General features: G+C 69.9%; 14 protein-coding genes. 7 read left to right on the forward strand and 7 right to left on the reverse strand.

Translation table 11 applies throughout. The annotated features are described in order from the left end of the window. The first annotated feature begins 10 nt into the window (after positions 1 to 10). Positions 11 to 196: a twin-arginine translocase TatA/TatE family subunit gene (locus ACFC1K_RS16685; RefSeq protein ID WP_375872468.1), complete on the forward strand. Its 186-nt coding sequence runs from the start codon at positions 11 to 13 to the stop codon at positions 194 to 196. 102 nt (positions 197 to 298) lie between these two features. Beyond that, entirely contained in the window at positions 299 to 694 is a 396-nt protein-coding gene (locus ACFC1K_RS16690) for a hypothetical protein (RefSeq protein WP_375872469.1), read from the forward strand. A gap of 26 nt (positions 695 to 720) precedes the next feature. On the opposite strand, the gene ACFC1K_RS16695 is transcribed toward ACFC1K_RS16690, so the two are convergent. Next, positions 721 to 1,677, reverse strand: coding sequence for an EamA family transporter (locus tag ACFC1K_RS16695; RefSeq protein WP_375872470.1), 957 nt, complete (start codon positions 1,675 to 1,677; stop codon positions 721 to 723). Between the two features lie 92 nt (positions 1,678 to 1,769). Here ACFC1K_RS16695 and ACFC1K_RS16700 point away from each other — a divergent pair, with 92 nt between their 5' ends. The 5 genes from ACFC1K_RS16700 to ACFC1K_RS16720 are packed head-to-tail and all read left to right on the forward strand — an operon-like array spanning position 1,770 to position 6,175. Then, complete coding sequence (locus ACFC1K_RS16700) at positions 1,770 to 4,154, forward strand: MMPL family transporter (protein ID WP_375872471.1); 2,385 nt, start codon at positions 1,770 to 1,772, stop codon at positions 4,152 to 4,154. Continuing rightward, positions 4,151 to 4,741, forward strand: coding sequence for an isochorismatase family protein (locus ACFC1K_RS16705; RefSeq protein WP_375872472.1), 591 nt, complete (start codon positions 4,151 to 4,153; stop codon positions 4,739 to 4,741). Before ACFC1K_RS16700 ends, ACFC1K_RS16705 begins: the two co-directional genes overlap by 4 nt. Beyond that, a complete protein-coding gene (locus ACFC1K_RS16710) occupies positions 4,734 to 5,399 on the forward strand; it encodes a DNA alkylation repair protein (RefSeq protein WP_375872473.1) in 666 nt (221 codons plus the stop codon). Before ACFC1K_RS16705 ends, ACFC1K_RS16710 begins: the two co-directional genes overlap by 8 nt. 27 nt (positions 5,400 to 5,426) lie before the next feature. After that, positions 5,427 to 5,876 carry a GNAT family N-acetyltransferase gene (locus ACFC1K_RS16715; protein WP_310292456.1) on the forward strand — a complete coding sequence of 150 codons (450 nt, stop codon included), beginning with the start codon at positions 5,427 to 5,429 and terminating at the stop codon, positions 5,874 to 5,876. Beyond that, the gene (locus tag ACFC1K_RS16720) at positions 5,873 to 6,175 is read left to right on the forward strand and encodes a hypothetical protein (protein ID WP_375872474.1); all 303 of its coding nucleotides are present in this window, start codon (positions 5,873 to 5,875) and stop codon (positions 6,173 to 6,175) included. Before ACFC1K_RS16715 ends, ACFC1K_RS16720 begins: the two co-directional genes overlap by 4 nt. Positions 6,176 to 6,278: 103 nt before the next feature. On the opposite strand, the gene ACFC1K_RS16725 is transcribed toward ACFC1K_RS16720, so the two are convergent. The 6 genes from ACFC1K_RS16725 to ACFC1K_RS16750 form a co-directional block, all read right to left on the reverse strand. Beyond that, entirely contained in the window at positions 6,279 to 7,502 is a 1,224-nt protein-coding gene (locus ACFC1K_RS16725) for a nitrate/nitrite transporter (RefSeq protein ID WP_310292460.1), read from the reverse strand. Beyond that, a complete protein-coding gene (gene narI / locus ACFC1K_RS16730; protein WP_375872475.1) occupies positions 7,499 to 8,281 on the reverse strand; it encodes a respiratory nitrate reductase subunit gamma in 783 nt (260 codons plus the stop codon). The genes ACFC1K_RS16725 and narI overlap by 4 nt, the downstream gene beginning before the upstream one ends. After that, complete coding sequence (gene narJ, locus ACFC1K_RS16735) at positions 8,281 to 8,904, reverse strand: nitrate reductase molybdenum cofactor assembly chaperone (protein WP_375872476.1); 624 nt, start codon at positions 8,902 to 8,904, stop codon at positions 8,281 to 8,283. Before narJ ends, narI begins: the two co-directional genes overlap by 1 nt. Next, positions 8,901 to 10,592, reverse strand: coding sequence for a nitrate reductase subunit beta (gene narH, locus ACFC1K_RS16740; protein ID WP_375872477.1), 1,692 nt, complete (start codon positions 10,590 to 10,592; stop codon positions 8,901 to 8,903). The genes narJ and narH overlap by 4 nt, the downstream gene beginning before the upstream one ends. After that, positions 10,592 to 14,299 (reverse strand): nitrate reductase subunit alpha, encoded by a 3,708-nt coding sequence (locus ACFC1K_RS16745; RefSeq protein WP_375872478.1) that lies wholly within the window; start codon positions 14,297 to 14,299, stop codon positions 10,592 to 10,594. The genes narH and ACFC1K_RS16745 overlap by 1 nt, the downstream gene beginning before the upstream one ends. 456 nt (positions 14,300 to 14,755) lie before the next feature. Further along, positions 14,756 to 16,198 carry a protein kinase gene (locus tag ACFC1K_RS16750; RefSeq protein ID WP_375872479.1) on the reverse strand — a complete coding sequence of 481 codons (1,443 nt, stop codon included), beginning with the start codon at positions 16,196 to 16,198 and terminating at the stop codon, positions 14,756 to 14,758. Positions 16,199 to 16,312: the final 114 nt, after the last annotated feature.

Here is a 16,312-nt window from a genome sequence, read left to right on the forward strand (position 1 = left end):
GGACGACGTGATGCTCGCGAACATCGGCGGCTGGCACCTCATCCTCCTTCTCGTCCTGATCCTGCTGCTGTTCGGCGCGGCGCGCCTTCCCGCTCTGGCGAAGGGCGTCGGACAGTCGGTGAGGATCCTCAAGACCGAGACGCGGAGCGAGAGCGCTCGCTCGGAGGAGGGCGGCACGGAGTCGGAGAGGCGGTGAGACGTCGGGGCGAAGCCGGCCGGGTGATCCGTTAGGCTGGGCTCAGAACCGGAGACGGCCGCGCACAGCGGCCGTTTTCCGTATCCGAAGGACGGTGATGCGGTGTCTCAGGCGATCGACGCCCTCGCCGAGATCTTCTCGTGGATCGGGTTCGGCGTCGGCGCACTCCTCGCGGGCATCGCGCTGATCATGTACCTCCTCGACGGCACGTGGCTGCCGGTGCGCGCGGTCGTCGAGACCGGCCCGAACGGCCGGCTCGTGCGCTGGTTCGACGAGGACGGCGGCGTCGGCGAGGCGCACCTCACCCACGAGCAGGACCACCACATCGGCGACGCCGACATGGCCGACATCTTCGTGCGCCGCGGATCGCTGAACCGCATGCGGCTGACCCACGGTTCCCCCGCGGTGCGGGCGGTCACCCGACTCGCGATCGGGATGCTGGCGCTCGGCGTGGTGGCGCTGGTGACGTCGCTCGTCATACTGTTCGTTCGCGGCTGATCCGCTGATCCCGTCTGCGGCCGGGGTTACGCGACGGCGAGCATGCCGCCGGCGGCCAGCGCGAGGCCGAGGCCGATCCACTGCACCGCGGCGACCCGCTCCCGCAGCACGATCGCGGCGAGCAGGATGGTGCCCGCGGGGTAGAGCGCGGTGAGCGCCGACACCACGGCCAGGTCGCCCGTGCGCAGCGCGAACAGGGCCAGGGCGTTGGCCGCAGCATCCGCGATGCCGCACGCGATCGCCAGCCACCACGCCTGACGCGTCGAGGCGACGACGCTCCCGACACCTGTCGTCGCGTGCTCGAGGTCGGCGTGTCCGCTGGGCGTCGCGCCGAGAGGGAGCCCGGCGACGGGGAGGACCGAGCGCGCGCGCTCACCTCGGCGCAGAGCGGCGAGGGCAAGCACACCGACGATGGCACCCGTCACGACGGCGCTCGTCGCGCGACTCGTCACCAGCGGCACGAGTCCGCTGTCGTCCGAGGTCTGGTCGAGCACGATGAGGAATGCGCCGATCGCGAGGCCCGCGCCGACCGCCATCGCCAGCCCGCGGGCGCTCGGCCGGACGATCTTCTCACCGGGGATGAAGCCCACCAGCACGACGGCGACGAGCGCCACGCCGAGCCCGACATACCCGATGGGTGCGAGCGCGTCGCCGTTCACGAGCAGCCCCCACAGCATCGGGGCGACGGCCGACACCACCGCGGTCAGCGGCGACAGGATGCTCATCGGCCCGATCGCGAGGCACGCGTACAGGAGTGCGATCGCGACCACGCTGAAGATGCCGCCGAGCACGCCCCACGCCACGTCGGGTGCCGACCACACGCCTCCGAACAGCGGCTGGGCGACGAGCAGGGCCGCGAGCCCGGAGAGCGCGGCGACCGCCGTCACCACGATCGACCGCAAGCGCCGGGCGGCGAGGCCTCCCAGGAAGTCCGCGGAGCCGTACACGATGGCGCCCACGAGGGCGATGGCGGCGGAGATCATCGCGACCCAGCTTAGGAGCGCGGCGCGTGGGGGTCTGCGATCCGGATGTCAAGTGGTCGAAGAAGAGTCAATTCGCTAGATAAGCTAGCTATATGACCTCGCCTCACCACGCGAACCGCCGACCCTCGGGCTGGCTGCGGATCGGGATCCCCGCCCTCCTCGTCCTCGTCTGGCTGGCCGTGGGGTCCATCGGCGGCCCCTTCTTCGGCAAGGTCGACGAGGTGTCGAGCAACGACCGCTCGTCCTTCCTCCCCGAGAGCGCGGACGCGACGCAGGTGAACGAGAGGCTCGCCGGGTTCCTCGGCGGCGAGAGCATCCCCGCGGTGGTCGTGGTCACCGGCGACGGTGAGCTCTCGGACGACGACATCGCCGACGTGCAGGCGCTCGCCGACGACATCGCCCAGATCGAGGGAGTGCAGGAGGACGTCTCGCCGCCGATCCCGTCGGAGGACGGCGAGGCGGTGCAGATCTTCGTGCCCATCGACGCCTCGGGCGAGGTGGGACCGACGGTCGAGGAGATCCGCTCGCTCGTGGCCGAGGATCTGCCGGCCGGACTCGAGGGCTGGGTCACCGGTCCGGCCGGCTTCACCGCCGATCTCGTCGAGGGCTTCCTGGGGATCGACGGGCTCCTGCTCGGCGTCGCGCTGATCGCGGTGTTCCTGATCCTCGTGATCGTCTACCGCTCTCCGCTGCTGCCGGTGCTGGTGCTCCTGACGTCGGTGTTCGCGCTCTGCGTGGCGCTGCTCACGGTGTGGTGGCTCGCGTACGCCGGGATCGTCGTGCTCAACGGGCAGGTGCAGGGCATCCTGTTCATCCTCGTGATCGGCGCGGCGACCGATTACGCACTCCTGTACGTCGCCCGGTTCCGCGAATCCATCGCGACCGGCATGTCGAAATGGGATGCCACGCTCTCGGCGTGGCGCGGAGCCTTCGAGCCGATCCTCGCCTCGGGCGGCACGGTGATCGCCGGCCTGTTGTGCCTGCTGCTCTCGGACCTCGCGACCAACCGTGCGCTCGGCCCGATCGCGTCGATCGGGATCGCGTTCTCGATGCTGTCCGCTCTGACCTTCCTGCCGGCGCTGCTGGCGCTGTGCGGCCGCGCGGCCTTCTGGCCCTTCATCCCGAAGCAGCCGCTTGCGATGATCCCCGACGACCTGACTCAGCCCGTGAAGGGCCTCTGGCCGCGCCAGGCGCGATTCGTCGCCCGTCACGCGCGCGTCGTGTGGATCGCATGCACGATCGTGCTTCTCGCCGGTGCCGTCGGCATCACTCAGCTCAAGGCCGACGGCGTGCCGACGAGCGATCTCGTGCTCGGCTCCTCCGAGGCGCGGGACGGCCAGGAGGTGCTCGCCGAGCACTTCCCGGCGGGCTCCGGCTCGCCGGTGTACGTGATCGTTCCCGAAGAGGACCTCGCCGACGCGGTCGGCGTGCTCGAGGCGTCGGACGGGATCGATTCCGTGTCGGTCGCGTCGGACGACTCACCGACGGGGCAGGCGCAGGTCACGGTCGAGGACGGCGAGCCGGTGTTCACCGCGGTCGGCCCTCCCGGCACGCCCGCGCCCTCGCCGACGGTCTCCGAGGGCGACGTGCTCGTGATCGGGACGCTGACGGATGCCGCCGACTCCGTCGCGGCGGAGGACACCGTCCGCGACCTCCGCGCCGACCTCGACGAGACGCTCGGCGCCGGCACCGCGGTCGTCGGCGGCGAGACGGCCACCGACATCGACACCAACGACACGTCCACGCGCGACCGCACGGTGATCATCCCGGTGATCCTCGCGGTGATCCTCGTCATCCTGATGCTGCTGCTGCGCTCGATCCTTGCGCCCGTGCTGCTCATCGGCACCGTGATCCTCTCGTTCGCGACGGCGCTCGGTGTCAGCGCGCTGGTCTTCAACGAGGTGTTCGGCTTCCCGGGGGCGGATCCCGCCGTGCCGCTGTACGGCTTCGTCTTCCTCGTGGCGCTCGGCGTGGACTACAACATCTTCCTGATGTCGCGGGTGCGTGAGGAGTCGCTCGTCCACGGGACGAGACCCGGCATCCTCCGCGGCCTCGTCGCCACCGGCGGGGTGATCACCTCGGCGGGACTCGTGCTCGCGGCGACCTTCGCGGCGCTCGGCGTGATCCCGATCCTGTTCCTCGCGCAGATCGCGTTCATCGTCGCGTTCGGCGTGCTGCTCGACACGTTCATCGTGCGGTCGCTCCTGGTGCCGGCGCTCTCGTACGACATCGGCAAGGCGATCTGGTGGCCCTCGAAGCTCTGGCGGCGGGACGTCGGCCCTTCGGCAGGCTCAGGCACCGGCACGATCACCGGACCCGAGGCACCGGACGCTGAACCCGAGGCACCGGACGCGGAGCCGCGGACACCGGTCGCTGAGCCTGTCGAAGCCCTTGCCGCCGAGACCGACCCCGAGCTCGTGGCCGGTGACGGGCATCCGCTCACCCGTGAGGAGTACAGGCGTACGCTCGAACCATGAGCAAGGCGCTGTTCATCGTCGACGTCCAGAACGACTTCACCGAGGGCGGTGCGCTGGGCGTCGAGGGCGGCGACGCCGTCGCGCAGCGCATCTCGGAGTTCCTCGTCACCCACGCCGAGGAGTACGCCGTGATCGTGGCCTCCCGCGATTGGCACCACGCTGAAGGCGACAACGGCGGGCACTTCCACCCGGAGCCCGACTTCGTCGACACGTGGCCGGTGCACTGCGTCAGCGGGACCGAGGGCGCCGAGTACGATCCCGGTTTCGATACCTCGGCGGTGACGCACCACGTCAAGAAGGGCCAGGGCAAGCCCGCGTACTCGCTGTTCGAAGGCACGACCGACGACGGCGTGACCGTCGCGCACCTCCTCGAGGAGCACGGCGTGGTCGATGTCGACATCACCGGCATCGCGACTGACTACTGCGTGCGCGCCTCGGCGCTCGATGCCATCGAGCACGGCCGGCACGTCCGCATCCTCACCGACCTCATCGCGGGCGTCGCGGCCGAATCCAGCGATGCGGCGCTTGCCGAGCTCGCACACGCCGGCGCCGACCTGCGGCCGTCAGGGCTCGGGGGCGGTGACTGAGCCCGGGGCGCCGACCGCCGAGGGCGTCCGTGCGGCGCTCGAGGGCGCAGCATCCGTCGACGAACGCGCCAAGATCGAACGGCGCATGACCGACGCGCGCACCGAGGTGATCGGCGTCCGCATGGGCACCGTGTTCGACATCGCGAAGGCGAACTCACGGATGCCGCTCACCGAGGTCGACCGGCTGCTCGACTCCGACGCATATGAGATGCGGATGGTCGCGGTGTCGATCCTCGACTTCCAGGCCAGGGCGAAGGGCGTCGACCGCGGGACGCTCTACGACCTGTGGATGCGGCGCCTTGATCGCATCGACACGTGGGACTACATCGACCGGTCCGCACCGCGGGTGGTGGGCCTGTACCTGCTGGACCGCCGGCGCGACGTGCTGTTCGAGCTCGCGCGCTCCGACGACCGCTGGCATCGGCGTACGGCGATCACCGCGGCGTTCTCGATCATCCGCGCCGGCGACCTCGACGACCCGCTCGCGCTGTGCGAGATCCTCGCGGACGATCCGGAGCACCTGGTGCAGACGAACGTGGGCGTCGCTCTGCGCGAGATCGGCCGGGTCGACCCCGGCCGGCTGGAGGAGTTCCTCGCGCGGCGAGGCGACGACCTCAGCGCGCACGCGCGACGCACCGCCCGCACCGCGCTCATCTGAGGCGGGCGACCCGCTACTCTCGGGCTCGTGACCGAGATCCGCCCCCTCGCCCCTGCCGACCGCGACGCCTGGCTCCCGCTCTGGCGCGGCTACATCGAGTTCTACGAGTCCGAGGTGTCGGACGAGCAGACCGCGCTGACGTGGAACCGCCTCCTCGACCCGCAGTTCCCGATCCACGGGGCGGTGGCGACCGACGACGACGGGCGCGCCATCGGCTTCGTCCACTGGCTCACTCACGCGGCCACCTGGTCGGCGGCGCCCTACGTCTACCTCGAGGACCTCTTCGTCGCCCCCGACACCCGCGGCAGCGGCGCGGGGCGCGCCCTCATCGCCCACGTGACCGAGTGGGCGCGCGCGCACGACGCCGCGAAGGTGTACTGGCTCACGCAGGAGACCAACACCACCGCGCGGGCCCTCTACGACCGCGTCGCGACCCACACCGGCTTCGTGCATTACGAGATCGGGCTGGACCGATGAGCGCGTCTGCCCCCGCCGAGCGGAGCATCGGCGACCTCGTCGCGACGCTGCTCCTGATCGGGTTCTCGGTAGGCGCCGCGGTGGTGCTCTTCTTCGTGTCGCTCGTGTGGGCCATCGGCAACCACGACAACACGGTGGCGATCGTGCTGGGCGGCTACCTGCCGCTGGCCCTCGCCGTGATCGGCGCCGTCGCGGGCATCGTCGCGCTGTCGCGCAAGCACAGGGCCTTCTGGTACCCGTTGATCGCCCTCGTGCTCAGCATCGCCGCCTGGCTCATCGCGCTCTCGATGGTGCGCTGAGCGGGGTCGGCCGGGCCCGCTTCCCACGACTGCTGCAGGTTCCTGTAACCGCTGCGTCGCGCGACGCAGCGGTTACAGGAAAGTGCAGCAGTCGCTCGCGGCCTCAGGCGGCGCGCCGCTCCCGCCGGGCCAGGAAGATCACGAAGCCCAGCGCGACCAGGGCGGTGAGGCAGAGCAGGCTGAGCCCGATCGTGTAGCTGTGGGCCTCGGCGTTGTACGTCGCGCCCATCACGAGCGGCGGGAAGTAGCCGCCGAGCCCGCCCGCGGCACCGACGATTCCGGTGACGGTGCCGACCCGTTCGGCCGGAGCGCGCTGCGCCACCCAGGTGAACACCGCGCCGGTGCCGAGGCCGAGGAAGAGGGCCATCAGGACGAAAGACGCCCCCGCTGCGAGCTCGGGCGGCGGCTGCAGCGCGATCACGACCGCCATCACCGCCGCGCCGCCGAGCGAGATGCTGAGCACGGTCGCCGGCCCGATGCGGTCCGACAGCCAGCCGCCGACCGGTCGGGCGATGACCGCCGCGATCGCGAAGCCCGCGGTGCGGGCGCCGGCGTCGGCGAGGTCGTACCCGTAGACCTCCTTGAGGTAGGTCGGCAGGTACGTCGAGAAGGCGACGAAGCCGCCGAAGGTCACGGCGTAGAGAAAGGCCATCTGCCAGGTCACGGCGAGCTTCGACGCCGCCTTGAGCTTGGGCATGACAGGGGCGTCGTTCGGCTTCCACAGCGGCGAGTCCCGCATGAACAGCCACACGATGACCGCGACCACGAGCAGCGCGCCCGCGATGATGAGGTGGGTGGCGAAGTAGCCGAACCAGGCCACCATGCGGGGCGTGAAGAACGACGACAGCGCGGTGCCGCCCATGCCGGCACCGAAGAGGCCGGTGGCGAAGCCGCGCTTGGCGGGCTCGTACCAGGCGTTCACGAAGGGGATGCCGATCGCGAAGGTCGTGCCGGCGATGCCGAGCAGGAACCCGAAAGCGATCATGAGCGCGTAGGAGCCCCACACTCCGGCCAGCGCCACCAGCACGACGGGCACGGCCGAGGCCGCCGTCAGGACCGTGAACATGAGGCGACCGCCGAAGCGGTCGGTGAACGCACCGGTGAGGATGCGACCCAGCGACCCGACCAGCACCGGCGTCGCGATGAGGAGCGAGGCCTCGGTCGAGGTCAGCCCCATCTCGGCGGTGTACTGCACAGCCAGCGGCGCGACGAGGTTCCACGCCCAGAACGTGATGGTGAAGGCCAGCAGTGCCAGCAGGAGGTTCTTGGTGCGGCCGGGCAGTTCCTGAGTCCCGGTCGCGGCGGTGGCAGCAGCATCCGTGGTCATCGTCGTCCTCCCTTGCCTGTGGTGGTCGCCTTGCGGTCTGGGGTGCGGTCGGTGGTGCCCACGGGCGCCCAGCCGCGGCGGATCCCGCGCGCCGTCGTCGGCCGCCCGTCGCGCGAGCGATAGACGATGTAGGGGCGGAACAGGTAGTGCACCGGCGCCGTGAACGCATGCACGAGCCGGGTGAACGGCCAGATCATGAACAGCACCATGCCGATGACAGTGTGGATCTGGTAGTCGAGCGACGCCTCGCTCATCGCGGCGATGTTCGGCTGGAAGACGAACAGCGACCGGAACCACGGCGAGACCGTGTCGCGGTAGGTGAGCTCCTGGTGCGGCCCGATGACTCCCAGGACAGTGGTGGCGAGCCCTGCGACGATGGCTGCCACAAGCACGACGTACATGGTCTTGTCGTTCTTCGTCGTCGCCATGAACACCGGTCCGGTGGTGCGGCGGCGGTAGATCAGGATGCCGACGCCGACGAGGGTCGCGATTCCCGCGACGGTGCCGAGGCCCAGCGCGGCGAGGTGGTACATCTCATCCGAGATGCCGAAGAAGTCGGTCCACGCCTTGGGGATCACGAGGCCGATGACGTGGCCGATGATCACGACGAGGATGCCGAAGTGGAACAGCGGCGAGCCGATCCGCAGCAGTCGCGACTCGTAGAGCTGGGACGAGCGCGTGGTCCATCCGAACTGGTCGTAGCGGTAGCGCCAGATCGTGCCGCCGACGAGCACCGCGACCATGATGTAGGGGAGGATGCCCCACAGGAACAGGTCCATCAGCGCCTCCCCACCGGCTCGAGCGGCAGCAGCCGCGGGTCGTGGGCGTCGAGTCCGACGGACTCGCGCGGCGGTCCGGCGGCGGCCATCGCCATCGCCTGCTGGCGGTCGGCGGGGGAGCGGCCAGGGAGCGTGTCGCATACCGCCGCGACGACGCCGGCGTAGGGCGAGCCGCGCTCGGCGAGGGCGAGGCGGATGAGCTCGAGGCTCGGCCGGTACTCCTGCAGCAGCGCCGCGCCCTCGCCCGGAGCATGCCGTGCGAACTCGAGCACGAGCGGCAGGAAGTCGGGCAGCTCGCCCGTGCCGTCGATCGTGAGCCCGGCCTCGCGGTACCGCCGCTTCAGGTCGGCGAGCACCGCGCCGCGCCGGCGCGTGTCGCCGTCGGTCCAGTAGCTCAGGTAGAGCGCGTGGCGCCGTGACATGTCGAACGTGTCCACGTACACCGTCTGCACCTCGGACGCCGGCGTCTTCGCCCACCACTCGAGGAGAGGGGCGAAGGATGCTGCCGCCCGAGGCGCCGCCTCCGACAGGGCCTGGCCGATCAGCGCCGAAGAGCCGAGCACGCCGTCATCCGGGTAGCTCAGGCACAACGACGCCGCCTGGTAGACCACCCGCACGTTCACGATGAACCTCCGGCCGAGGCATCCGGAGCCGCGTCCTTCGGGGGGAAGAGGCCGGGCGGTGCGCCGTTGCCGTCCCAGTTCAGGAGGTTGACGCGGCCGCGCAGCGACTCTCCGCTCGCGGCGGCGTCGGAGGTCTGGCGTTCCTTGAGGGCGTGGAAGGTCTCCACCGCGACCGGCGTCGGCCTGCCGCTGGCCTCGCCGAACATGCCCGACTCGTTGCCGTACGGGCCGCCGTCGAAGTCGAGCGAGCAGCCGAGCTCCTCGAGCTCGTGCGCGCGCTCGTAGTGGGCGGTCGGGATGACGTAGCGGTCCTCGTACTTGGCGATCGCGAGCAGCCGGTACATCGCGTAGATGGACTCGCCGGTCATGCCGACGGCCTCGGGGATCGACTCGTCGCGCTCACGCTCGAGCGTGATGTCGCGCAGGTACGAGCGCATCGCGGCGAGGCGCCACAGCACGCCGGTGATGATGTCGGTGTCGCCCGCGGTGAAGAGCTCCGCGAGGTACTCGACGGGGATCCGCAGCGCCTCGATCGCGCCGAACAGGGTGCCGGCGGCTTCCGAGTCGTGACCCTGGTCGCGCAGCAGGTCGACGATCGGCGACAGCGGCGGGATGTACCAGACCATCGGCATCGTGCGGTACTCCGGGTGCAGCGGCAGCGCCACCCGGTACGTCTTCGCCAGGGCGTAGACGGGGGAGCGGCGCGCGGCATCCATCCAGTCCTCGGGGATGTCGCCCTGCGCGCGGGCCGCGGCGATCACCTCGGGGTCGTTCGGGTCGAGCATGAGCTCGAGCTGCGCCTCGTACAGGTCCTTCGGATCGGGCGTCGATGCCGCCTCGGTGACGCGGTCGGCGTCGTAGAGGAACAGGCCGAGGTAGCGCAGGCGCCCGACGCAGGTCTCGGAGCACACGGTGGGGATGCCGACCTCGAGACGGGGGTAGCACAGCGTGCACTTCTCGGCCTTGCCTGTCTTGTGGTTGAAGTAGATCTTCTTGTACGGGCAGCCCGTGATGCACTGGCGCCAGCCGCGGCAGCGATCCTGATCGACGAGCACGATGCCGTCCTCGGCCCGCTTGTAGATCGCGCCCGACGGGCATGACGCCATGCACGACGGGTTGAGGCAGTGCTCGCAGATCCGCGGCAGGTAGAACATGAACGTCTTCTCGAACTGCAGCTTGATCTTGTCTTCCGACTCGCGCCGCACGCGCTCGACGATCGGGTCGAGATGGCCCATCTCCGACGCGCCGCCGAGGTCGTCGTCCCAGTTCGCCGACCAGGTGATCTTCGTGTCCTCGCCGGTGATGAGGGACTTCGGGCGGGCGACCGGGAAGTCGTCGCCGAGGGGCGCGTCGATGAGCGTCTCGTAGTCGTAGGTCCAGGGCTCGTAGTAGTCCTCGAGCTTCGGCTGCACCGGCGACGAGAAGATCGAGAACAGGCGCTTCGCGCGACTGCCGGTGCGCAGCGACAGTCGCCCGCGCTTGTTGAGCGTCCACCCGCCGCGCCATTGCTCCTGGTCCTCGTAGCGGCGCGGGTAGCCTTGGCCGGGCCGCGTCTCGACGTTGTTGAACCACACGTACTCGGTGCCGGCCCGGTTCGTCCACGCCTGCTTGCACGTGACCGAGCAGGTGTGGCATCCGATGCACTTGTCGAGGTTCATGACCATGCCCATCTGGGCCATCACGCGCATCAGAACACCACCTCCTGCGAGCGACGGCGTACCGTCGCCACCATGTCGCGTTGATTGCCGGTCGGCCCCAGATAGTTGAACGTGTACGACAGCTGCGCGTACCCGCCGATGAGGTGCGTCGGTTTGACGAGCAGCCTCGTGACGGAGTTGTGGATGCCTCCGCGCCGGCCGGTGGCTTCGGACTTCGGCACGTCGATGGTGCGCTCCTGCGCGTGGTGTACGTAGACGACGCCGGTGGGCATGCGATGCGACACGATCGCGCGCGCCACGAGCACGCCGTTCGAGTTCACGCACTCGACCCAGTCGTTGTCGGCGGCGCCGATGGCCGCGGCATCCGCCGGGCTCATCCAGACGGTCGGACCGCCGCGTGAGAGCGACAGCATGAAGAGATTGTCCTGGTACTCGGAGTGGATCGACCACTTCGAGTGCGGCGTGAGGTAGCGCACCACGACCTGCTGCTCGCCGTTGGGCCCGAGCTTGGGCTCGCCGAACAGGCGGTGCATGTCGAGCGGCGGGCGGTAGATCGGCAGGGCTTCGCCCAGGTCGCGCATCCACGCGTGGTCGAGGTAGAAGTGCATGCGGCCGGTGAGCGTATGGAAGGGCTTCAGCCGCTCGATGTTGACGGTGAACGGCGCGTACCGGCGCCCGCCGGTCTCGGAGCCCGACCACTCGGGAGACGTGATCACCGGCACCGGCGCCGCCTGCGTCATCGCGAACGTGATGCGCTTCTCCTCGGAACCCTCGGCGAGGTCGGCGAGCGGCTTGCCCACGCGCTTCTCGAGGGTGCGGAAGCCCTGCGACGCCAGCTCGCCGTTCGTCGTGCCCGAGAACGCGAGGATCGCCTCGGCCATCTTGACGTCGGTGTCCATCGCGGGCCGGCCGTCGGCCGCGCCCCCGAGCATGACGCCGTTCTTCTGGGCGAGCCGCTCGACCTCGTGGGCCACGTCGTAGGTCACGTTCTTGATCGTGAACCCGAGCTTGTCGGCGAGCGGCCCGACGGCGGCGAGCTTGTCGGCGATCGCGGTGTAGTCGCGCTCCACGACCGTGAACTGCGGCATGGTCTTGCCCGGGATGCCGGGGGTGTCGCCGCGCGCCCAGTCCCGCACCTCGCCGCCGGGCTGCGAGGTCTCGCCCGGGGTGTCGTGCTGCATCGGCACGGACACCAGATCACGCCGGGTCCCGAGGTGCGTGCGCGCCTGCTCCGAGAACTCGACAGCGATCGCGTGGAACAGGTCGAAGTCGCTCTTCGCCTCCCACGGCGGGTCGATCGCCGGGGTGAACGCGTGCACGAAGGGGTGCATGTCGGTCGACGACAGGTCGTGCTTCTCGTACCAGGTCGCCGCGGGGAACACGACGTCCGACAGGAGCGTCGTCGAGGTCATGCGGAAGTCGGCCGAGACGAGCAGATCGAGCTTGCCCTCGGGGATCTCGTCGTGCCACTTCACGTCGTTCGGCCGCACGCTCGCCTCGTCGGTCGCCATCACGTTGTTGTGCGTGCCGAGCAGGTACTTGAGGAAGTACTCGTTGCCCTTCGCGCTCGATCCCATGAGATTCGACCGCCACAGCGTGAGCAGCCGCGGCCAGTTCTCCGGGGCGTCGACGTCGGCGATCGCGGGCTGCAGCTCGCCGGAGGAGAGCTTCGAGGCGACGAAGGATGCTGCATCCGCCGCCTCCCCGTTCGCGACCGCCGCGTCGGCCCGGTCGGCGAGGTCGAGCGGGTTGACGTCGAACTGCGGGTAGAAGGGCATCCACCCGAGCCGCGCGGACTGGGCGATCGTGTCGGCGGTGTGCATGCCGGCGAGGTTGCCCTCGGCGAGAGGCGATGCCAGCGCGTCGGCGGAGTAGCCGTCGAACCGCCACTGGTCGGTGTGCATGTACCAGTACGCGGTGCCGATCATCGTCCGGGGCGGGCGCGACCAGTCGAGGGCGTTCGCGAGCGACAGCCAGCCGGTGATCGGGCGGCACTTCTCCTGCCCGACGTAGTGCGCCCAGCCGCCGCCGTTGCGCCCCATCGACCCGGTGAGGATCAGGAGCGCCAGGATCGCGCGGTACGTCGCGTCGCCGTGGAACCACTGGCAGATGCCGGCGCCCATGATGATCATCGAGCGGCCGCCCGACTCGACCGCGTTCGCGGCGAACTCGCGGGCGATGCGTGTGCACGCCTGCGCCGGCACGCCGGTGATCTCCTCCTGCCACGCGGGCGTGTACGGAGATTCGGCGTCGTCGAGCCCGGTCGGCCAGTCGCCCGGCAGCCCGTCGCGGGCGACGCCGTACTGGGCGAGCATCAGGTCGAGGACGGTCGTGACCAGGATGCCGCCCACCCGCGTCGCCGGGACCCCTCGGTGCAGCACAGCGCCCTCGCCGTCGGCGGAGTCGAAGCGGGGGAGCAGCACCTCGACCGCCTGTGGAGCTCCGGTCGCGGAGGGGAGGTCTGAGATGGACAGCGCGGGTTCCACGCCCTCGAGGTCGAGGTTCCAGCGGCCCTCGCCGGACGCGGCGTACCGGAACCCCATCGACCCGTTGGGTACGCGCGGGGCGCCGGTCGCAGCATCCAGCACCACCGTCTTCCACTCGTCCTCGGGAGTGTCGCCGCCGAGGTCCTTCGAAGTGACGAACGTGCCGGGAACATACGCGCCGTCGCGCTCGGTGAGCCGCACGAGATGGGGAAGATCGGTGTACTGGCGCGCGAAGTCGGCGAAGAACGGCACGCGGCGGTCGACGTAGTTCTCTTTGAGCACGACGTGGCCCATCGCCATCGCGAGTGCCGCGTCGGTGCCGGCCTGGCACGGCAGCCACTCGTCGGCGAACTTCGTGTTGTCGGCGTAGTCGGGGCTCACCGTGACGACCTTGGTGCCGCGGTAGCGCACCTCGGCCATCCAGTGCGCGTCGGGCGTGCGGGTGACCGGCACGTTCGATCCCCACATCATCAGGTATGTGGCGTCCCACCAGTCGCCCGACTCAGGGACGTCGGTCTGGTCGCCGAAGACCTGCGGGCTCGCGACCGGGAGGTCGGCGTACCAGTCGTAGAACGACGTCATCACGCCGCCGACGAGCTGCGTGAAGCGCGTGCCGATGCAGTGCGACACCATCGACATCGCCGGGATCGGCGAGAAGCCCGCGACCCGGTCGGGGCCGTACTCCTTGATCGTGTGCACGTACCCGGCGGCGACGAGCTCCACGGCCTCCCGCCACGACGCGCGCACGAGCCCGCCCTTGCCGCGCGCCCGCTGGTAGCGGCGACGGCTCTCGGGATTCTTCGTGATCTCGCCGAACGCCTCCACCGGGTCGTTGCCGCGCGCCTTGGCGGCGCGATACTCCTCGAGCAGCACCCCGCGCACATAGGGGTAGCGCACGCGCGTGGGGGAGTAGGTGTACCAGGAGAACGCAGCCCCGCGGGGGCAACCGCGGGGCTCGTATTCGGGACGGTCGGGGCCGACGCTCGGATAGTCGGTCTCCTGGGCCTCCCACGTGATGATGCCGTCCTTGACGTACACCTTCCACGAACAGGAGCCCGTACAGTTCACGCCGTGCGTCGACCGGACGACCTTGTCGTGGCTCCACCGGTCGCGGTAGAACGCGTCGCCCTCCCGCCCGCCCTCGAGGAAGGCGGCACGATGATCGGCGGTTTCGTCCCACCTCGTGAAGAACCGCCCTGCGCGCAGCAAGGCGTCGGAAGCCGGACCGTCCACACCGATCTGGGGCGTCATGTCTCGGACCCTAGCGAACCGTCCGGCGAACGCGCCAGAGGTTCCGCCGTGTCAATTCCGGCCGGCACAGCTCGGGTGAGCGGAGGAGATGTGGTGGTGCCCCCACAGGGACTCGAACCCTGGACCCACGGATTAACCTGCTGCACTGAGTTTCCCCAGCCACCGTCTCCGGCTTGCAGTCTGGACTATATCTTCACCTTCGGCCGGGCCGGTCAGGTGCGCCGCGTGTAGTCTCTGAGGTTCCCTTGCGGTTACCTGCTGATTACCCAATCCCTCGGATTGTCACTGCCGTCTCCGGCGAGTACCTCGGGCTCTCAGGGCGTTCCAGCATATAGCGGCGGTCATCCGACGCATTTCTGCGCCGGCGCTCCATTTTGTTCTGTTGAAGTCCGTTGCTCTAACCAACTGAGCTATAGGGGCGTGTCCAACCCTAGCAACGCAAAGCGACTGCTCAGGTCAGCGGTTCCCGTTGCCGTTGCCGTTGCCGTTGTTGTTGCCGGGTCCGCTGCCATTCCCGTTCCCATTGCCGTTGCCGTTGTTGTTGCCGGGTCCGCTGTTGTCGCTCCCGCCGCCACCGGTGTCCGCCGGCGGCGCCTCGTCGGGAGTGACCTCCTCGGCGGGCGCGTCCGCCGGGGCCTCCTCGACGGGAGCGTCCTCTGTCGGTGCCGGCGGAACCTGCTCGACCGGGGACGTCGGGGCGGGCTCGGGTTCCGCAGCCCAGCTGTTCGCCAGCCAGAGCGTCCCGAGAGCGATCCCGATCGCAAGGAGCGCCGCGAGCACTGCGCCGATCAGCAGCGTCCGACGCGAGGGACGACGCTCGTCGTCCGGGACAGTAGGGAGGACCGGTGACGGTGCGGCAGCTTCCGTCTCCTCGGCGGTCCCCGGACCGACCACTGACATGCGGGCATCGCGGCGCAGCGCTCCGGGCGCGACGGGAGGCGATGCGGGTGTCGGCTGAGGAAAGACTTGCGTCGGGCCGGTGACAGGCGTCGCAACGGGAGCCGCGATCGGCGCGGTCGACGGGTCGGCGTTCTCGCGGGCGAGCGTGTTCTCCATCGCTGCCAGGCGTGACGCCGTGGCGACGATCTCGAGCGAGGTCGGGCGATCGTCGGGGCGGATCGCCGTCATCCCGCGCAGCAGGCCCTGCCACGACGGGTGGAGGGACTCCGGGATCTTCGGCGCCGACGAGAGCCGTGCCATGACCGTCCCGATGCCCTCGGCCTCGCCGAACGGGCGTTCCCCGGTGAGCGCCTCGATCAGGAGGAGGCCGAAGGCGTAGATGTCGGCGGGCGGTGCCGGAACGACGCCGCGCGCCTGTTCCGGCGCGACGTACGCCATCGTGCCGACGATGACACCGGGGGTCGTGACACGAGCCGAGTCCATCAGGTAGGCGATGCCGAAGTCCGCCAGCTTCGCGCGCCACTCCCACCCCGGTCGGGGGGATGACCAGAGGAGCACATTGGAGGGCTTGATGTCGCGGTGAACGACGCCGTGGTCGTGCGCGACGTGGAGCCCTTCCGCGATGTCGATCGCGATCGACGCGACGATCCGCGGATCGACGGGCCCCCGCGCGATCAGGTCTCGCAGGGTGATGCCGTCGACGTGCTCCATCACCAGGTAACTGACCTCATCCGTGCCGACGCGGGCATCGAACACGGTGACGAGCGAGTGATGACTGAGAGAAGCGAGGAGCGTCGTCTCCGACAGCGCGCGTTCGACGGAGCTCACGCCGTCCGTGGGCTCGCGGAACACCTTCACGGCGACCGAACGCTGGAGGTGGGTGTCGTCGGCGCGGTAGACGCGTGCCATGCCGCCCTCGCCGATGCGTTCGCGCAGCAGGTAGCGGTCATCGAGGAGCTCGCCGGTGGAGAGCTCTCCGGACGCGAGCAGGTCAGTCACATGTCCTCCCACCCGATGCGCGCACCCCTCCGGCGCCGTACCGGGCCTGCATCCACCGTACGGAGCGCGGCCCCTGCGAACTGCGGGGTTGACGAGACCCCGCCTACATGCAAG

Source organism: Microbacterium sp. NPDC056057, assembly GCF_042266945.1.
In the GTDB taxonomy this organism is placed as follows: Bacteria; Actinomycetota; Actinomycetes; order Actinomycetales; family Microbacteriaceae; genus Microbacterium; species Microbacterium trichothecenolyticum_C.

Coding starts and splice junctions, on each gene's coding strand:
- ACFC1K_RS16685 (WP_375872468.1), top strand. CDS start 11: ATGCTCGCGAACATCGGCGGCTGGCACCTCATCCTCCTTCTCGTCCTG.
- ACFC1K_RS16695 (WP_375872470.1), bottom strand. CDS start 1,677: ATGATCTCCGCCGCCATCGCCCTCGTGGGCGCCATCGTGTACGGCTCC.
- ACFC1K_RS16700 (WP_375872471.1), top strand. CDS start 1,770: ATGACCTCGCCTCACCACGCGAACCGCCGACCCTCGGGCTGGCTGCGG.
- ACFC1K_RS16705 (WP_375872472.1), top strand. CDS start 4,151: ATGAGCAAGGCGCTGTTCATCGTCGACGTCCAGAACGACTTCACCGAG.
- ACFC1K_RS16720 (WP_375872474.1), top strand. CDS start 5,873: ATGAGCGCGTCTGCCCCCGCCGAGCGGAGCATCGGCGACCTCGTCGCG.
- ACFC1K_RS16725 (WP_310292460.1), bottom strand. CDS start 7,502: ATGACCACGGATGCTGCTGCCACCGCCGCGACCGGGACTCAGGAACTG.
- narI (WP_375872475.1), bottom strand. CDS start 8,281: ATGGACCTGTTCCTGTGGGGCATCCTCCCCTACATCATGGTCGCGGTG.
- narH (WP_375872477.1), bottom strand. CDS start 10,592: ATGCGCGTGATGGCCCAGATGGGCATGGTCATGAACCTCGACAAGTGC.
- ACFC1K_RS16745 (WP_375872478.1), bottom strand. CDS start 14,299: ATGACGCCCCAGATCGGTGTGGACGGTCCGGCTTCCGACGCCTTGCTG.